Source organism: Serratia sp. PF-27 (assembly GCF_030053255.1).
GTDB lineage: Bacteria > Pseudomonadota > Gammaproteobacteria > Enterobacterales > Enterobacteriaceae > Serratia > Serratia bockelmannii.
In genome coordinates this window covers 1135388-1151546 of record NZ_JASGBT010000015.1, presented here as the reverse complement: position 1 = coordinate 1151546, position 16159 = coordinate 1135388, and the positions used below count along the sequence as shown (strand labels likewise).

At 62.6% G+C, this 16159-nt stretch carries 18 protein-coding genes; 8 read left to right on the top strand and 10 right to left on the bottom strand.

Translation table 11 applies throughout. From position 1 onward, the window contains the following. The coding region (locus QMZ29_RS10260; RefSeq protein WP_502950683.1) for a TonB-dependent receptor family protein at positions 1 to 1039 on the bottom strand (1039 nt) is incomplete at its 3' end. 305 nt (positions 1040 to 1344) lie between these two features. Here QMZ29_RS10260 and QMZ29_RS10255 point away from each other — a divergent pair. Further along, complete coding sequence (locus tag QMZ29_RS10255) at positions 1345 to 2334, top strand: aldo/keto reductase (protein WP_169540988.1); 990 nt, start codon at positions 1345 to 1347, stop codon at positions 2332 to 2334. Here the strand turns inward: QMZ29_RS10255 and QMZ29_RS10250 are convergent. Then, positions 2331 to 3224 carry a LysR family transcriptional regulator gene (locus QMZ29_RS10250; RefSeq protein ID WP_197769205.1) on the bottom strand — a complete coding sequence of 298 codons (894 nt, stop codon included), beginning with the start codon at positions 3222 to 3224 and terminating at the stop codon, positions 2331 to 2333. The two genes, QMZ29_RS10255 and QMZ29_RS10250, sit on opposite strands and share 4 nt — an antisense overlap. A gap of 173 nt (positions 3225 to 3397) precedes the next feature. Between QMZ29_RS10250 and QMZ29_RS10245 the strand changes: the two genes are divergently transcribed. Beyond that, positions 3398 to 3793 carry a (R)-mandelonitrile lyase gene (locus QMZ29_RS10245; RefSeq protein WP_033643630.1) on the top strand — a complete coding sequence of 132 codons (396 nt, stop codon included), beginning with the start codon at positions 3398 to 3400 and terminating at the stop codon, positions 3791 to 3793. A gap of 6 nt (positions 3794 to 3799) precedes the next feature. On the opposite strand, the gene QMZ29_RS10240 is transcribed toward QMZ29_RS10245, so the two are convergent. From QMZ29_RS10240 to gabD, 3 genes are all read right to left on the bottom strand, one after another. After that, positions 3800 to 4168 carry a glyoxalase superfamily protein gene (locus QMZ29_RS10240; RefSeq protein WP_164063126.1) on the bottom strand — a complete coding sequence of 123 codons (369 nt, stop codon included), beginning with the start codon at positions 4166 to 4168 and terminating at the stop codon, positions 3800 to 3802. 22 nt (positions 4169 to 4190) lie between these two features. After that, positions 4191 to 4604 (bottom strand): GyrI-like domain-containing protein, encoded by a 414-nt coding sequence (locus QMZ29_RS10235; RefSeq protein ID WP_025303380.1) that lies wholly within the window; start codon positions 4602 to 4604, stop codon positions 4191 to 4193. 99 nt (positions 4605 to 4703) lie between these two features. Next, complete coding sequence (gabD, locus tag QMZ29_RS10230; protein WP_025303379.1) at positions 4704 to 6179, bottom strand: NADP-dependent succinate-semialdehyde dehydrogenase; 1476 nt, start codon at positions 6177 to 6179, stop codon at positions 4704 to 4706. 214 nt (positions 6180 to 6393) lie between these two features. Between gabD and QMZ29_RS10225 the strand changes: the two genes are divergently transcribed. Next, positions 6394 to 6609 (top strand): glycogen synthase, encoded by a 216-nt coding sequence (locus QMZ29_RS10225; RefSeq protein ID WP_004935234.1) that lies wholly within the window; start codon positions 6394 to 6396, stop codon positions 6607 to 6609. Between the two features lie 37 nt (positions 6610 to 6646). Here the strand turns inward: QMZ29_RS10225 and QMZ29_RS10220 are convergent, their stop codons facing one another. Both QMZ29_RS10220 and QMZ29_RS10215 read right to left on the bottom strand, forming a co-directional pair. Continuing rightward, positions 6647 to 7561: a pyridoxamine 5'-phosphate oxidase family protein gene (locus QMZ29_RS10220; RefSeq protein ID WP_261427146.1), complete on the bottom strand. Its 915-nt coding sequence runs from the start codon at positions 7559 to 7561 to the stop codon at positions 6647 to 6649. A gap of 4 nt (positions 7562 to 7565) precedes the next feature. Beyond that, positions 7566 to 8183: a glutathione S-transferase family protein gene (locus tag QMZ29_RS10215; RefSeq protein WP_167324419.1), complete on the bottom strand. Its 618-nt coding sequence runs from the start codon at positions 8181 to 8183 to the stop codon at positions 7566 to 7568. Between the two features lie 97 nt (positions 8184 to 8280). On the opposite strand from QMZ29_RS10215, the gene QMZ29_RS10210 reads away from it, so the two are divergent. The 5 genes from QMZ29_RS10210 (at position 8281) to QMZ29_RS10190 (ending at position 13174) form a co-directional block, all read left to right on the top strand. Further along, entirely contained in the window at positions 8281 to 9192 is a 912-nt protein-coding gene (locus tag QMZ29_RS10210) for a LysR family transcriptional regulator (protein WP_167324418.1), read from the top strand. Between the two features lie 147 nt (positions 9193 to 9339). Next, on the top strand, positions 9340 to 10137 hold the full coding sequence (locus QMZ29_RS10205; protein WP_173889975.1) for an alpha/beta hydrolase: 798 nt from the start codon (positions 9340 to 9342) through the stop codon (positions 10135 to 10137). 1 nt (position 10138) lies between these two features. Then, entirely contained in the window at positions 10139 to 10510 is a 372-nt protein-coding gene (locus QMZ29_RS10200; RefSeq protein ID WP_049203975.1) for a RidA family protein, read from the top strand. Between the two features lie 58 nt (positions 10511 to 10568). Then, the gene (locus tag QMZ29_RS10195; RefSeq protein WP_261427151.1) at positions 10569 to 11756 is read left to right on the top strand and encodes an amino acid aminotransferase; all 1188 of its coding nucleotides are present in this window, start codon (positions 10569 to 10571) and stop codon (positions 11754 to 11756) included. A 20-nt stretch (positions 11757 to 11776) separates the two neighbouring features. Then, entirely contained in the window at positions 11777 to 13174 is a 1398-nt protein-coding gene (locus QMZ29_RS10190; RefSeq protein ID WP_025303372.1) for an amino acid permease, read from the top strand. A gap of 37 nt (positions 13175 to 13211) precedes the next feature. On the opposite strand, the gene paaY is transcribed toward QMZ29_RS10190, so the two are convergent. From paaY to paaK, 3 genes are all read right to left on the bottom strand, one after another. Continuing rightward, positions 13212 to 13808, bottom strand: coding sequence for a phenylacetic acid degradation protein PaaY (gene paaY, locus QMZ29_RS10185; protein ID WP_021505794.1), 597 nt, complete (start codon positions 13806 to 13808; stop codon positions 13212 to 13214). A gap of 12 nt (positions 13809 to 13820) precedes the next feature. Further along, the gene (gene paaX / locus QMZ29_RS10180; RefSeq protein WP_025303371.1) at positions 13821 to 14759 is read right to left on the bottom strand and encodes a phenylacetic acid degradation operon negative regulatory protein PaaX; all 939 of its coding nucleotides are present in this window, start codon (positions 14757 to 14759) and stop codon (positions 13821 to 13823) included. A gap of 79 nt (positions 14760 to 14838) precedes the next feature. Next, complete coding sequence (gene paaK / locus QMZ29_RS10175) at positions 14839 to 16146, bottom strand: phenylacetate--CoA ligase PaaK (RefSeq protein ID WP_016927188.1); 1308 nt, start codon at positions 16144 to 16146, stop codon at positions 14839 to 14841. Positions 16147 to 16159 lie beyond the last annotated feature (13 nt).

Below are 16159 nucleotides of genomic sequence, written 5' to 3'. Positions count from 1 at the left end.
TGTCAATGCCCTGATATTTTCTTTCCAGCACGATCACCCCGCCGGCGTGGGTGGGGTTGAGCTGTGGCCCCATCGGGATGGACTGGTACTGCGTGGTGTGGCGCTCGCCGTGGTAGGCAGTCAGCGTCAGTTCGTCGCGCTCGCTCATCTGGCGCTGATAGCGCAGGCCGGCCTGGGTCTGATCGAGCGACTTGCGGGTGTTAAATTGATCCGCGCGCGGCGCCTGGCGCGGGTTTTCCTTCCACTCTGCCTCGGTCAGGCCGCCCGGATCGCCGGCATCGATTGAGACGCTGTTGAACATCAGCGTCAGGGTGCTGACGTCGTCCAGCCGCACACCGAGCTTGCCGTTGCCGAGGTTTTTCCGCGCGGCGCTGTGATCGCGGTAGCCCTGAGTGGTGAAGCGGGTGCCCGAGATGGCGTAGTTGACGTCGCCGGCCTGGGTACCGTCGCCGGTGGCGCCGGTCGCTTTCACCCCATAGCGCCAGGTATTGTCGCTGCCGAAATAGCCGCCGGCCTCCAGCGTTGGCGGCTGGGTGCCGGTCTGGGTGTCAACGTTGATCACCCCGCCCGAAGCGTTGCCGTACAGCGCGGAATAGGGGCCGCGCAGCACCTCGATGCGCTCGACGGAGTTGATGTCGATGTTGGAGGTTTGTCCCTGGCCGTCGGGCATGGTGGCGGGAATGCCGTCGACGTACATGCGCACCCCGCGCACGCCGAACATCGATCGGCTACCGAATCCGCGTATCGACAGCTGCAGATCCTGCGCATAGTTTTGCCGGTTTTGGAGCTGCAGGCCCGGCACGCTGCCGAGGTTTTCCGACAGGTTAATCTGCGGTGCGGCGTTGCGCAGGTCCTGGCCGTCGATCACGCTGACGGACACCGGCGATCCCAGCTCTGTCAATCCGGTGGGTTGCGCCATCACCACCAGGGTGTCGCTTTTCTCTTCATTATTTTCTGCCGCCAGCGCCTGACTGGCAAACATGGGATGTAGCAATAGCATTGCAGCCGGGGTAAGCACGGCGCTTTTCTTATTGGTCATGGAATAAATCTGCCACTGGTATTGAAAGGGAATTGCAAGTCGATTCAGAGTTAGCCATCTGTCGCTCCATCTACATGACGCTAAACGAAAAGGGTAAGGCATCCTGATATCAGTATAGAGTATCTCGGGCAGGAACGTTCCCGCAAAAACTCCGGTCCCAGCGACGGTTAACGGATTCATGAGCCTGGCTCATAAGCTCAAGCGTATTTCGCCCCATAGTCATGGCGGCAGTCGCGTTTTACAGTCACCACACCGGAACGGCTCCGCGTCACGCGGGGCCGGTATCAATCAGTGGGAGAGTGAAGATGCAAACACGCAAATTGGGGCGCGAAGGGCTGGAAGTCTCGGCGTTGGGGTTGGGCTGTATGGGACTGAGCTTTGGCTACGGCCCGGCCACCGACAAACGGCAGGCGGTCGATCTGATCCGTGCCGCGGTTGATGAGGGCGTGACGTTCTTCGATACCGCCGAGATTTATGGTCCGTTCACGAACGAGGAATTGTTGGGCGAAGCGCTGGCGCCGGTGCGCGATCGGGTCGTCATCGCCACCAAGTTCGGTTTCGATCTGCCGCAGCCGGCGGGGCAGCAGGTGTTGAACAGCCGTCCGGAGCATATTCGCCAGGCGGTGGAAGGCTCGTTGAAGCGCCTGCGGATAGAGACGATCGATTTGCTGTATCAGCACCGTGTCGATCCTGAGGTGCCTATCGAAGAGGTGGCCGGTACGGTGCAACAACTGATTCGCGAAGGGAAAGTGAAGTATTTCGGCCTGTCGGAAGCCGGTGCGCAAACCATTCGGCGAGCTCACGCGGTGCAGCCGGTCACGGCGCTGCAAAGCGAATATTCGCTGTGGTGGCGCGAGCCGGAGCGTGAAATCTTGCCGACGCTGGCAGAGCTGGGCATCGGTCTGGTGCCGTTCAGCCCGCTCGGCAAGGGCTTTCTCACCGGTGCCATTACCGAGGACACCACCTTTGACAGCGGCGATTTTCGCAACCTGGTGCCGCGCTTCAGCGCCGAAGCGCGCCGGGCCAATCAGGCGCTGGTGAGCGTGCTGGGGCAGATAGCGCAGCGCAAAGGCGTGACGCCGGCGCAGATCGCCCTGGCCTGGCTGCTGGCCCAGCAGCCGTGGATCGTGCCGATCCCGGGAACCACCAAGCGTCACCGGCTGGAAGAAAACTTTGCGGCGGCGTCGGTGGTGTTGGCGGCGGACGAACTGGGCGCGATCGAGCGTGCGCTCTCCGCTATCGACGTGATCGGCGATCGTTACCCGGCGCATCTGCAGAAGAACGTCGGGCGTTAAGCCCCGCGTCGCAGCGCCTCAATCAGCAGCGCAAAGGCGGTAGTGTGTTGCCTGCGGCTTGGATAATAGAGGTAATAACCGGGAAACGGCGGGCACCAGTCGTCCAGCGCCATCAGCAACCGACCGTCGGCCAGCGGCTCGGCGACGGTATCTTCCGGCACAAAGGCGATGCCGAGGCCGAGCTGCGCGGCGTCGATTCGCTGGCGCAGGCTGTTGAAGGTCAGCTGCCCCTCCACCCGCACTTTAATCTCCCGGCCATCGCGGGCAAATTCCCAGGCGTACAGCCCGCCGAGGGTGGGCAGGCGCATGTTGATGCAGCGATGGTTTTGCAGCGCTTGCGGCGTAGCGGGGAGGCCGTAACGGGCGAAATAGTCAGGGGAGGCGACGGGCACCATGCGCATGTCCGGCCCGATGCGCACCGCGACCATGTCCTTCGCCACCTGTTCCCCCAGGCGGATTCCGGCGTCGAATCGCCCGGCGACGATGTCGGTCAGGCTGTTGTCGACGGTGATTTCCACGTTGATATCCGGGTAATCGACAAGAAAAGTGCGCAGCACCGGCCACAGTACCGCATCCACCGCGTGTTCGCCGGCGGTGATGCGGATGTTGCCGGCGGGCCGATCGCGCATTTCACCCAGCGCGTTCAGCTCGCTTTCAATCTCCGCCAAGCGCGGGCCAATGCTGTTGAGCAGCCGCTCACCGGCCTCGGTGGGGGCGACGCTGCGAGTGGTGCGCGTGAGCAAACGCAGCGCCAGGCGTTCTTCCAGGCCGCGAATAGCGTGGCTGAGTGCCGATTGGGAAATGCCAAGCTGCGCCGCCGCTTTGGTGAAGCTGCGTTCCCTGGCGACCATCAGGAAAGCGATCAGATCGTTAAAGTTTTCTTTCAACATACCGGCACCGGAGAGCAAGGTTGGGGCGCTGTCGCGCGTAGATTTATGAATTGAGCTCATAGCTCCTTGCGCATTTTACCCGCTAGTCGCCGGAAAAGCATGGCGCTATCTTGGCATCACTCACTCATGATTATCAGCGCCGGCTGTGAGAGCCGGCGCGGAGGACACGGCAGATGAAAATACAACGCAGCGGTTCTATCCCATCACAGCGCGGTTCGGCGGATTACTTTACCGGGCAGGTACGCATCGACGCGCCGTTCGCCGGTGACGCGCCGGCCAGGGTGGGCGGCGCGACCGTCACCTTCGAACCCGGCGCCCGCACGGCATGGCATACGCATCCGCTCGGCCAGACGCTGATCGTCACTCAGGGGCGCGGGTGGATCCAGATGTGGGGCGAGAAGACGCAGGAGATGCATCCCGGCGATATCGTTTGGATACCGGCTGACGTCAAACACTGGCACGGTGCGACACCGGACACTGCCATGACCCATATCGCCATCGCCGAAGCGGTGGACGGCAGCCCGGTGACCTGGCTGGAGCCGGTCAGCGAGGCGGACTACCGGCCATAACGCCGATCAGGCCGGGGGGCTCTGTTCGCAAAACCGCAGGCGGTTGCCGAACGGATCGGTGAGGTTCAGCTCTTTGCCCCAATCGACAATCTCCAGGCCCGGCCGGGCATAGCGATAGTTTTTGGCCGTGAGCTCCCGGTGCAGCGCGTCGATATCGTGCACCGGGATGAAAATGGCGGCGCCGGGCGTGCTGTCGCCGTAGTGTTCGCTCAGGTGCAGCGTCAGCCCGGTGCGGGTCACCTGCATGTACAGCGGTAGGTCTTCGCTGAAGCGGTGCTCCCACGCCAGCGTGAAACCGAGAAAATCCAGATAAAACTCTTTGGCCTTGTCGACGGAAAAGATACGCAGGATCGGAATGGCGGGGGAGAGCGTCATCATTGTTGACCTCACTGTCGCGTTAGCGGCAGCCGATATGGATATCGACCGCGTCGGGGCCGGTATAGGCTTCGAAGTCGGTCAGGAAGCGACGTTCGATTTCCGGGTGTTGCTCGAAGTAGGCCCAGATGGCTTGCCAGCCTTCGATGACCGCCGCCGGCATGGCGCCTCGGGCCTGGAACACCAGATAGCGGCCAGGTTGGATGTGCAAACCGCTCTGTGCCTCACTGCCGGCGGTGACATCAAACGGCCCGCTGGCGTCGGAGGCGTAGTTGGAGTAGACCCCGTAAACCGGCATGGCGGGCGAGGTGGCGAAAAAGTCTGACCACAGCGCGGGGATTTTAGCCGTCTCGGGCTGGGTTTCGTCCTGATTGGTGGTTCTGATTGTCTGGCCGGCGACGTAAAAATCGGGCAGATGTACCGAGAGGGGCTGCATAGAGGCAATTCCTTTTAACCGCTGAAAAGATGCCTAAAGGTAGCAAAGGCTCCCCAAAACCGCCAGACAGGGCCCCCGCAGGCGCGGGGGGCCCTCACATCAGGCGCCCAAACCGCCGAGGCACAGGTATTTGATTTCGAGATAGTCCTCGATGCCGTATTTTGAGCCTTCGCGGCCCAAACCGGAGTGCTTCATGCCGCCGAACGGCGCCACCTCGGTGGAGATCAGCCCTTCGTTGATGCCGACAATGCCGTACTCCAGCGCTTCGGCCACGCGCATCACCCGGCCGATGTCGCGGCTGTAGAAGTAAGCGGCCAGGCCGAACGGCGTGTCGTTGGCCAGTTCGACGGCGTCGGCTTCCTGGCTGAAGCGGATCAAGGGCGCCACCGGGCCGAACGTCTCCTCACGGAAGATTTTCGCCGTGCGCGGCACGTCGGTCAGGATAGTCGGGGTGAAGAAATTGCCGCCCAGCGCGTCAGGCTTGCCGCCCAACAGCACCGAGGCGCCGTGCTCGACGGCGTCGGCGATATGCTCGCGCACTTTCTCCACCGCGTCCGAGTTAATCAACGGGCCGATGGTGACGCCATCATCCAGGCCGTTGCCGACTTTCAGCTTGGCGACGGCGGCTTTCAGCTTGGCGGCGAACGCATCATATACGCCGTCCTGCACCAGAAAACGGTTGGTACAGACGCAGGTCTGGCCGGCGTTGCGGTATTTTGAGGCGACCGCGCCGGCCACGGCGGCGTCCAGATCGGCGTCATCAAACACGATAAACGGCGCGTTGCCGCCCAGCTCCATACTGGTTTTCTTGATGGTGGGCGCACACTGGGCCAGCAGCTGCGCGCCGACCTCGGTGCTGCCGGTGAAGGAGAGTTTGCGCACGTCCGGGTTGGCGGTGAGTTCGCCGCCGATGCCTTTGCTGGGGCCTGTTATCACGTTGCATACCCCGGCTGGCAGCCCGGCGCGCTCCGCCAGCACGGCGATCGCCAGCGCCGAGAACGGGGTCTGGCTGGCGGGGCGGATCACCCCGGTGCAGCCGGCGGCCCAGCCGGGGCCGGCTTTGCGGGTGATCATCGCCGCCGGGAAGTTCCACGGGGTGATGGCCGCGAACACGCCGATCGGCTCTTTTTGCACGATGATGCGGCGACCGGCCTGCGGCTGCGGAATGGTGTCGCCATATACCCGTTTGCCTTCTTCGGCGAACCATTCGATAAAGGAGGCGGCATAGGCGATTTCACCGCGGCTTTCGGCCAGCGGTTTGCCCTGTTCCGCCGTCATGATGCGCGCCAGATCTTCCTGATTTTCCATCATCAATTCAAACAGCCGCCGCAGCTTGCCGGCGCGCTCTTTGGCGGTCAGCGCGCGCCAGGCGGGCAGCGCTTTTCTGGCGGCGGCGATGGCGCGAGCGGTTTCTTCGGCGCCGAAGGCCGGTACGTGGCCGACCCGTTCTCCGTTGGCGGGGTTATGAATGGCGATCGAACGGCCTTCCTGGGCCGGCAACCATTGCCCGTCGATGTAGTTGGCCTCGCGGAACAGCGTGGGATCCTTGAGGGTAGCGCAGATGCTGGTGCTCATGAGTCTCTTCCTTCTTTCCTGAGTTCAACAGAGTGGTCTATCCCATACGGCTACCCTTTACCCTAGCAAATTTTGCCGCCGCCGTTTGCCCGCGCGGCAACAAGATGGTCGTTTTCTTTATGCGCACCTTCTGTACAAAAAATATCCTCCGTCGGGCCGATACTGAAAGAGCAGGCATATGACCCTTTTCGATGTAATTAAAAGGAGTGTGCGAATGATGAAATCAGTGGACAGACATCTCGCGGCCTACGGCAGCGAAATGGATTTTTTGGCGTCGAGCATCGCTCTGATGGAATGGCAAGGGCGGCAGATTGACGCCGGGCAGGTGGCCGGCAATATGTCGGAGCAGCAAAGCCGCCTGTTCTTTGCGCGGTTGAATTATTTTCGTCAGCTTTATCAGGCCGCATCGGCGGCCGAACACAGCCTGTAATTTCCGATCCAGCCCCGCCGCAGCGGGGCTTTTCATTTCAGCGGTGCCACACCCCGGTCGCCAGCGTTGCCGGCGAATACTCCAGATTTCGTCCCCGCCACGGCAGCGCTGCCGCAAAACGCCAGGCGCGGTGAACGTCAAACCGCCAATAACGTTCCGCCCCTTCAACGCCGGGATTCCCTTCCGCCTGCCAGAGGATCTGCGTTTTTCCTAGCAGATGCAGTACGTCACCGCGCTCGAAATCGATGAACAGCAGCGCCGCCCGCGGTTCGGCCAGCAGGTTGCCCAACGTATTCATATAGCGGTTGCCGCGAAAGTCCGGCATCCACAGCGTGTCGCCTTCCAGATGGATAAAGCCGGGGCGCCCGCCGCGATGGGAAATATCGACGCCGCCCTGCGCCAGTGCCAGGTGCGCGCCGCTGGCGACGAAGCTGGTGTCCGCGGTGCGGATCAGCGCCTGCGCCGCCGCATCGAGCGACGTTAAATGCACAACCGGCTGTGGCCGGCTCTCCACCGGGTAGAGTTCGCGGCGCTGAATGTACTGCGGGCAGTTGCCGAAGCTTTGCTGAACGACGATCTCCACCCGGTTTTTATCGGTGCGGCCGACGGTGCCGTTGGCGCGGTTACGCCGCCGGTTGCTGAAGTCGAGCCCGAGCGCGCCGACCGGTTTGCCGGGCAGCAACAGCGCCTGGGCGGGATCGTCGCTGCGGCGCGGCGCGCTGATGCGCAGGTGCGTGTCGTCCGGCGTGCGTAAAAATCCGGGCGGGCCGCTGAACAGGGTGGCGATGGGCCAGCCCTGGTCGTCCAGCGTAGCGACGAACAGGTAGGGCAGCGCGGCGAAAAATGCGCGGTGCTGATCCGGCATCGCGGGGTAGATGCCGCCGCCCACGCGATCGAATCCGGCCAGCGTCTGCGCGCGCAGCTCATCGGGGTGGAACCGTTGCGGGATCATGGCGTCAGCTCGCCGCCGGTTCCGGCAGGGCCGGCATGGCGAAGAAGCCGGGAAGCGCCGCGATGCGCGCCACCCAGCGCCGTATCGCGGGGTAAGGCGCCAGCGAAATGCCGCCTTCGCCTGCGACCGCCACATAGCTGTAGCAGGCCAGATCGGCGATGGTCGCCTGTTCGCCGGCCAGGTAGCCGCGCTCGCTCAGGTGCTGCTCCATCTGCGGCAGAAAACGATCGCTGATTGCCCGCGCCGCCTGGTAATCCTCCGGCACCGCGAATTGGGCGATCAATCGGCAGGAGGCCGGGCCGTAGCGGACTTCGCCGGCGGCTTTGGAAAGCCAGGCCTGCACCCACGCCGCCGCCACCGGCTGTTCCGGCAGCCAGTGGCTGTCCGGCGCGTAGCGTTTCACCAGATAGACCAGAATGGCGTTGCTGTCGGCCAGCGTCAGATCGCCATCCTGCAAGACCGGGATCTGGCCGAACGGGTTGAGCCGGCGAAAGGCCGCGCTCTGCCGCACGTCTGCCGAGGCCTCTACCCATTCATAGGGCAGCGCCAGCATGCGCAGTAGCAAGGCCACGCGGTGAACGTGGCCGGAAAGCGGGGTGCCGTAGAGGGTGATGGTGGACATGGCGTTTCTCCTCAGTGTTTTTTTCAGGATACTCTTGCGGTGAATGAGCGGAATCCGGCAATGTGGAAATTGATAATTTCACTTATCGGAAGAGTCTATGGATCGGTTAGACGAGTTGGCCATCTTCGTGGCGGTGGTGCAGCAGGGCAGCCTGGCTGCCGCCGGGCGCAAACTGCGGCGTTCGGCGCCGGCGATCACCCGGGCGATCGCCGCGCTGGAACAGCGTTTCGGCACCCGGCTGGTGGAACGTACCACCCGGCGGCTGGCGCCTACCGAGGCGGGCGTGCGGCTGCTGGAGCGCGCGCAACAGCTGTTGCAGGATTATCAGGCGGTGGTGCAGGATACCGCCGAAGCGCAGCTGAGCGGCTTGCTGCGCGTCACTTCGCCGGTGCAGTTCGGTCGCCGCTACGTGGCGCCGGTGGTGATGGCGTTTCTCGATGACTACCCGCAGATGCAGATCGAAATGGTGTTGAACGATCGCAATCTCGATCTGATTGACGAAGGATTGGATATCGCGGTGCGCATCGGTCATCTGCAGGACTCTTCGCGCGTGGCGCGGCGGTTGGGGCAGGTCAGCCGGGTGACGGTCGCCAGCCCGGATTATCTGGCGCGTTGGGGGGAACCGCGCTCACCGGCGCAGCTGGCGGAGCATGCCACCATCGTTGGCACCCAGCGGCCGTCGCTGCGCGAATGGCGCTTCGGCCCGCAGGAAAACGGCGAGCGGGTGCGATTGGCCCCCCGGCTGTTGCTCAACGACGTGGAAGCGCAACTGCTGGCGGTGCGCGCCGGCAAAGGCATCGCCCGCCTGCTCTCGTATCAGGTGGCGGACGATTTGGCCGCCGGTACGCTGGTGCGGCTGCTGGCGGATCATGAGCCGTTGCCGATGCCGGTACAGCTGGTGGCGCAGCAGGCGCAGCGCATGCCGCTGAAGGTGCGCGCCTTCTGGGATTATGCGTTTGAACGGCTCAGCGCATTGCCGCAAATTCAGCCGAACGAGCGGGGGAAATAAGCGCAAAAAGTTTCATGGGCTAAACTTTTTCGCCGCCGGCGTTATTTTATTTTACCGGGCGCGCATTGCTGATGCGCCCGTCTTGACAATAATGTTGCCGGTGCTAATAGTTAATTCATATCTTAAATAATAAACGAAGTTTAATATATGAAACAACTTGCGGGGAGTTATGATAATGGCGCTGCGGTGGATAATGAAGATGCTATTTTGGCTTCATTCCAAACCCGCAGTGCGGCTATTTATCATCAGGCAAAACATGAAAAGAATATTGCGTATGGCGAAAGTGAACGCGAAACATTGGATTGGCTCTATTCTGCAAAGCAGCACCAGGGGACGTTAATTTTTATTCACGGCGGCTATTGGCAATTTTGCGATAAGGCGGATTTCGCCTTTATCGCCGCCGGGCCGTTGGCGTTGGGTTTTGACGTGGTGCTGGTGGAATATGCGCTGGCACCGGCGGTTAATCTTGACGCTATTTGCCGCCAGGTGGGGGTGGCGCTTGATGCCATTCAGCGCCGTCTGCCGCTGCACTATGCCTATCCGGTGCATCTGTGTGGCCATTCCGCCGGCGGCCATCTGGCGGCGTTTTGGCAGCAGCATGCGCTGGTGGATGCGGTCTTTCCCATCAGCGGCCTGTTCGAACTGGCGCCGCTGCAAGAAAGCTATGTCAATCGGGCGCTGCAGCTGACCGCGCGGCAGATTGAAACGCTCAGCCCGGCGCGCCGGCTCCCGGTGCGCGGCAAGCCGCTCACGCTGTATTACGGCGCATTGGAGCTGCCGGAGCTGATCGGCCAGTCGCAACACTATCACGCGGCGCTCCGCCAACGCGGGTTGTCTGCAGAACTGGTCGCGGTGCCCGGCGCCAATCATTTCACCATTCTGGATGCGTTGTTCGCCGCCGACGGCGCGCTGCTTCGCCAACTTGACCACCACGGAAACCACTGACATGCGCGAGATCGTAGAGACCGGGCTGCCGGAGATCGGCCAGCCTTTTTCCTGGGCCACCCGGGGCGGCGGTATGCTGTTTACCGCCCACGGCCCGGTGCGGGCGGACGGCAGCATCGAGACCGGCGCGCCGGAGCGACAGATTGCGTTAACCTTCGATAACCTGGCGCAGACGTTGAAGGCGGCGGGCAGCCACAGCGATAAGGTGCTGCAGGTGATCGTGTATCTTACCGACGTCAACGACGTTAAATGTCTCGATGAGATTTACCGGAAATACTTTAATTATCCTTATCCCAACCGCTCCACGGTCATTGTCGAAAAATTGGTGGTGCCGGGAATGAAAATAGAAATTACCGTCAGCGCCATCGCCTGATTTAATTTCTTCTTAAGTTCGTCTTTATATTAATTCAATAACGAGTTAAGGATGCGTCATGTTTAAACAGATTGCACCTTCCGCGGCCGATCCTATTATGTCGCTGATGGAAGCCTATTTGCAGGACCCCAATCCGCAGAAAGTGAATTTAGGTATCGGTCTGTATTACGACCGGCAGGGAAATATTCCGCTGATGCAGGCGGTCGAGGCCGCCGAGCAGCGGTTGCTGGCGCTGCGTCGCCCGCACGGTTATCCGCCGATCGAAGGTTCGCCGCAGTTCGCTCGCCAGGTGCAGACGCTGCTGTTCGGCGAGCAACAGGCGGCCGAGATCGCCACGGTGCAGACCGTCGGCGGCTCCGGCGCGCTGAAGCTGGCGGCGGATTTTTTGCGCCACTTTCTGGCGCGCGGTGAAATTTGGGTGTCCGATCCCACCTGGGCCAATCACTGGGCGATTTTCGAAGGCGCCGGGCTGCGGGTGAATACCTATCCCTACTTTGATGAAGCGGCGGGCGGCCTGCGTTTCGCCGCCATGCTCGACGCGTTGGACAGCCTGCCGCCGGGCAGCGTGGTCCTGTTGCATCCTTGTTGCCATAACCCGACCGGCACCGATCTGACGGCGGAGCAGTGGCGCGCCACGCTCGCCGTGCTGCAGCGACGCAGCCTGCTGCCGCTGTTCGATATCGCCTATCAGGGCTTCGGCGACGGGCTGGAGGAGGACTGCTTTGCGTTGCGCGAAGCGCTGAAAACCGATCTGCCGTTTTTGGTCTGCAATTCGTTTTCCAAAAACGTCGCGCTGTACGGCCAGCGTCTGGGCGCGCTGTCGGTGCGCTGCGCCGACGCGGAAAATGCCGCCAACGTCAAAGGCGCGTTAAAAACGCTGATCCGCCGCAGCTACTCCTGCCCGCCGACGCACGGCAGCCAGATCGTGGAAACCCTGCTCGGCGACGCCGAACTTGGCGAGCTTTGGCGCAATGAGCTGGCAGAAATGCGCTCGCGCATCAAGCAAATGCGTGAACAGCTGGCCGCCGGGCTGGCGCAGGGTGGCTCTTCGCTGGATCACCGGCGTATTCGCGATCAGCGCGGCATGTTCAGCTATACCGGCCTGAACGAAGCGCAGCTGCAGACCCTGCGGCAGCGCTATGCCATCTATCTGGTCTCGCCCGGCCGCATGTGCCTGCCGGGGCTCAATCCCGGCAACATTGACTATGTGACCGCCGCCATTCTCGACGTCACCCGTACCGCCTAACTCCGCTCGGGAACCCAGCCATGCCACAGATGAATGATTTTGAGCATATCGCCCGCCGTCAGGGCGGGTTGAACAAGCATCTTACCGCCGGGCAGATGTCGATGCTGGCGATCGGCGGCGCCATCGGCACCGGGCTGTTTCTCGGCAGCGCCTACGCCATTCAGATGGCGGGGCCGTCGGTATTGTTGAGCTACCTGATCGGCGGCGTCATTGCGCTGCTGCTGATGGGCAGCCTGGCGGAGATGACCTCCGAACACCCGACGCCCGGCTCGTTCGGCGACTACGCCGAATTCTATCTCGGCCCGCTGTTCGGTTTTCTGGTGCGTTATTCTTACTGGTCCTGTGTGGTGCTGGCGGTGGGTACCGAAGTCACCGCCATCGGCATGTACATGCAGTTCTGGTTCCCGGCGACGCCGACCTGGCCGTGGGTGCTGCTGTTCTCGGCTGCGGTGATCGTCGTCAACGTGATCGGGGTGAAGTCGTTCGGCCAGGTGGAATACGCGCTGTCCACCGTCAAAGTGACGGCGATCGTGGCGTTTATTCTGATCGGCATCGGCATTCTGGCATTCTCGGGCAACCCGGCCTACGGCCTGCGCAACCTGACCGCCGGCGGCTTCATGCCGTTTGGCGTCAAGGGCATGTGGTTCGCGGTGATCGTGTCCATCTTCAGCTACCTGAGCATTGAAATGATTGCGGTGGCCGCCGGCGAGGCGAAAAATCCGGTGATTGCGGTGAAGGCGGCGTTCAAGGGCACCATCGTGCGGCTGTTCATCTTCTACATGCTGTCGATCGCCCTGATGCTGGCCATCGTGCCCTGGCGCCAGTCCGGCACCGGCGAAAGCCCGTTCCTGATGGCGATGAACGTGATCCATCTGCCCGCCGCCGCCGGTATTTTCAACTTTATCGTGCTGGTGGCAGCGCTGTCGGCAATGAACAGCCAGCTGTACATCACCACCCGCATGATGTTCTCGCTGTCGCGTGCCGGGCAGGCGCCGGCGGCATTGGGGCGCGTCAGCCGGCGCGGCATTCCGGTCAATGCGTTGGCGATGTCGTGCATCGGTATCGTGGTGTCCATCGTGCTGAGCCTGGTGGCGCCGGAAACCTCGTTCGCCGCCATGATGTCTATCTCGGTGTATGGCGCCTGCTTTACCTGGCTGATGATTTTCGTCACCCACCTGTTCTTCCGCCGCCGGCATCGGCAGACCCACCTGAAGTTCCGCATGTGGGGCTTTCCCTATACCACCTTGCTCGGCGCCGGGCTGATGGCGGCGCTGATGATCTCGACGGCGTTTACCGAATTCTTCCGCATGACGCTGTGGTTCGGCATTCCGTTCACCTTGCTGCTGGTGGTGGCTTATCACTTTCAGAGCCGCCGCGCGGCTACGCCGTCGCCGTTCAAGGCGCCGGAGGTGGAGTAATAAGGGGAGGGGCTGAGGCGCATCTCAGCCCCGGGGATTAAAGCTGGCTTTTCGGGATCAGGTGGTCGCCGAAGCTCAGGCGTTGGCGGCCCGGTTCGATTTCGGTCAGCGGCGCCACTTCGTGCAGCGAGGATTTGCAGCGCTGTACCAGATCCTGATACTCGCGGGTGCCGGCGATCTTCCAGGCCAGCTCCTGTTCGGTCAGATCGCGCAGCACGCGCGCCGGGCTGCCGACCACCAGCTTGTTGGCTTCGATCACCGCCGCGGCTTTGACGAACGCCATCGCGCCGACGATGGTGTTCTCGCCGATCTCCGCACCGTCCATCACCACCGCGTTCATGCCCACCATCGCGTTGCGGCGAATGCGGCAGCCGTGCAGGATGGCGCCGTGGCCGATATGGCCGTCTTCTTCCACCACCGTGTCCTGCTGCGGGAAGCCGTGCATCACGCAGTTGTCCTGAATGTTGGCGCCGTCGCAGATTACCAGGCGGCCAAAATCGCCGCGCAGGCTGGCGTTCGGGCCGATATACACGTGTTTGCCGACGATCACGTCGCCGATCAGCACCGCCGTCGGGTGCACGTAACTGCTTGGGTCAACGACCGGCGTCAGGCCGTCAATCTGATACACAGGCATAGCGTGAGTTCCTTAATATGTAGGGTCGCGCGGCAGGCCGCCGAAGCGCCGATAGTAGCCGGCGGCCGGCGCGGGCAGGGCGCCGATGGTGGTCTCCGCCAGCGCACTGACGTACTCCGTCGCGGCGCGATCGACCTGCTGATAGAGATTGATGCACAGATTACGGGCGATTTGGCCCTCCCACTGGGCGGGCAGCAGCGCGTCCGGCAGCAGCGGATCTTTCAACACCACGCGACGGAAGAAGTGAATCAATAATAGCTTAATCTGGAAACCGCGCAGCGGCGTCAGCGCCGCCGGGTCGACTTCGCGCAGCAGCGCCATCAGCGGCCGGAAGGAGACGATAAACTCGTGATAGCCGGCCGCCACATCGCTGAGCGACCAGCAGTCGGCCACCAGTTTCTGCAGCGTTTGCTCGGAGCGGTTGTAGGGGTAATCGGCGCGAAAGTAGATCACCTGCTCACTGGCGTTCAATTCGCCGAGCAGCGCCGTCACGTCGGTTTGCGCATGGGTGGGGGCGGCCATCAGATTGTTGGCGATCTGCCCGAACCCGAGCCAGCCCAGCTCTTTTTTCAGCCGCGCGCGCGCGTTTTTTTCGGCGCATTCCAGCAGCAACAGCTCCCACTTGCCGTCCCAGGCGGGCTGCTCGCGCAGATAGATTTTCGATTCGGCGTGGCGGAACTGGCGCATTCCCTGCTCGGTCACGCGGTAGAAGCTGCGGCGGCCGATTTTCTCCACCGCCAGCCAACCCTCTTTCTGCAGGCGGAACACCGAGGTGCGCACGAAGCGATCGCCGAAACCGAAGGCCTCCAGCAGCGCGCTCAGGCTGCCGAGCCACACTTCGCCGCCGCGGTGGCTGAGCGCGTCGCCGTACAGCGAAATGATCAGCGAGGTGCCGCTGATCGGCTGCGCGTCGACGGCATGGCGAATGAACTCATCCAGTTTATGTTCCATATTTTTCCATGGGTTAGCCTTCGATGAGCCATAACATTACGCCTAATTTGGGGCGGCGTCATCCGTGACGCCGTGCGCCTCAGCGCGGCCGCAGATCGACCACGCGCTGCGCCTTGCCTTCCGAGCGCGGAATATCGCCGCAGTTGGCGATGCTGACGTCGGTGCTGACGCCCACGATCGATTTGATGTGGTGGCGCAGCTGGTGGCAGATATCGCAACGCTGCTGGTGGCTGAGGCTGAGCGCCGACTCCTTGAGCTCGACGCGCACCGCCAGCGTGTCCAGATGCCCGCTGCGGCTGACCTGCAGCTGGTAGTGCGGCGACAGCTGCTCGAACTGCATGATCTGCTCTTCCACCTGCGACGGGAAGACGTTGACACCGCGAATGATCAGCATGTCGTCGGAGCGGCCGGTGATCTTGCCCATGCGGCGCATCTGGCGCGCGTCGCCCGGCAGCAGCCGAGTAAGATCGCGGGTGCGGTAGCGGATCACCGGCAGCGCCTCTTTGGTCAGGGTGGTGAACACCAGTTCGCCGTGCTCGCCGTCCGGCAGGGCAATGCCGGTTTCCGGGCAAATGATCTCCGGCAGGAAGTGGTCTTCCCAAATGGTCGGGCCACCGCCGCTCTCCAGACACTCCATCGCTACGCCCGGCCCCATCACTTCCGACAGGCCGTAAATATCCAGCGCCTTGATGCCCATGCGGGTTTCGATCTCGTGGCGCAGGGCTTCGGTCCAGGGTTCGGCGCCGAACACGCCGAGCCGCAGCGAGCAGCCGCGCGCATCGCCGCCCATTTTGCGCTCCAGTTCGTCGATCAGCGTCAGGCAATAGGACGGCGTCACCATGATGATGTCGGGCTTGAAGTCGAGGATCAACTGCGCCTGGCGCTCCGTCTGGCCGCCGGACATCGGGATCACCGTCGCGCCGAGCCGCTCTGCGCCGTAGTGCGCGCCGAGGCCGCCGGTGAACAGGCCGTAGCCGTAGGCGACGTGCACCTTGTCTTTGGCGGTGGCGCCGCCGGCGCGCAGGCAGCGGGCGACGATATCGGCCCAATTATCGATGTCGCGCTGGGTGTAACCGACCACCGTCGGGCGGCCGGTGGTGCCCGAGGAGGCGTGGATGCGCACCACCTGTTCCATCGGCACCGCGAAGGTGTCGAACGGGTAGTTGTCGCGCAGATCCTGCTTGGTGGTGTAGGGGAAGCGCGCCAGATCGCTCAGCTGTTTGAGATCGTCGGGGTGTACGCCGGCCTGGTCGAATTTGCGTTTGTACATCGGCACATTGTCGTAGGCGTGGTGCAGCGTCCACTTCAGACGCGCCAACTGCAACGCTTCAATCTCATCGCGCGAGGCGAATTCGATCGTTTCGAGGGGCTGTGGATTTATTGTCATGGTTAGCCTCAGG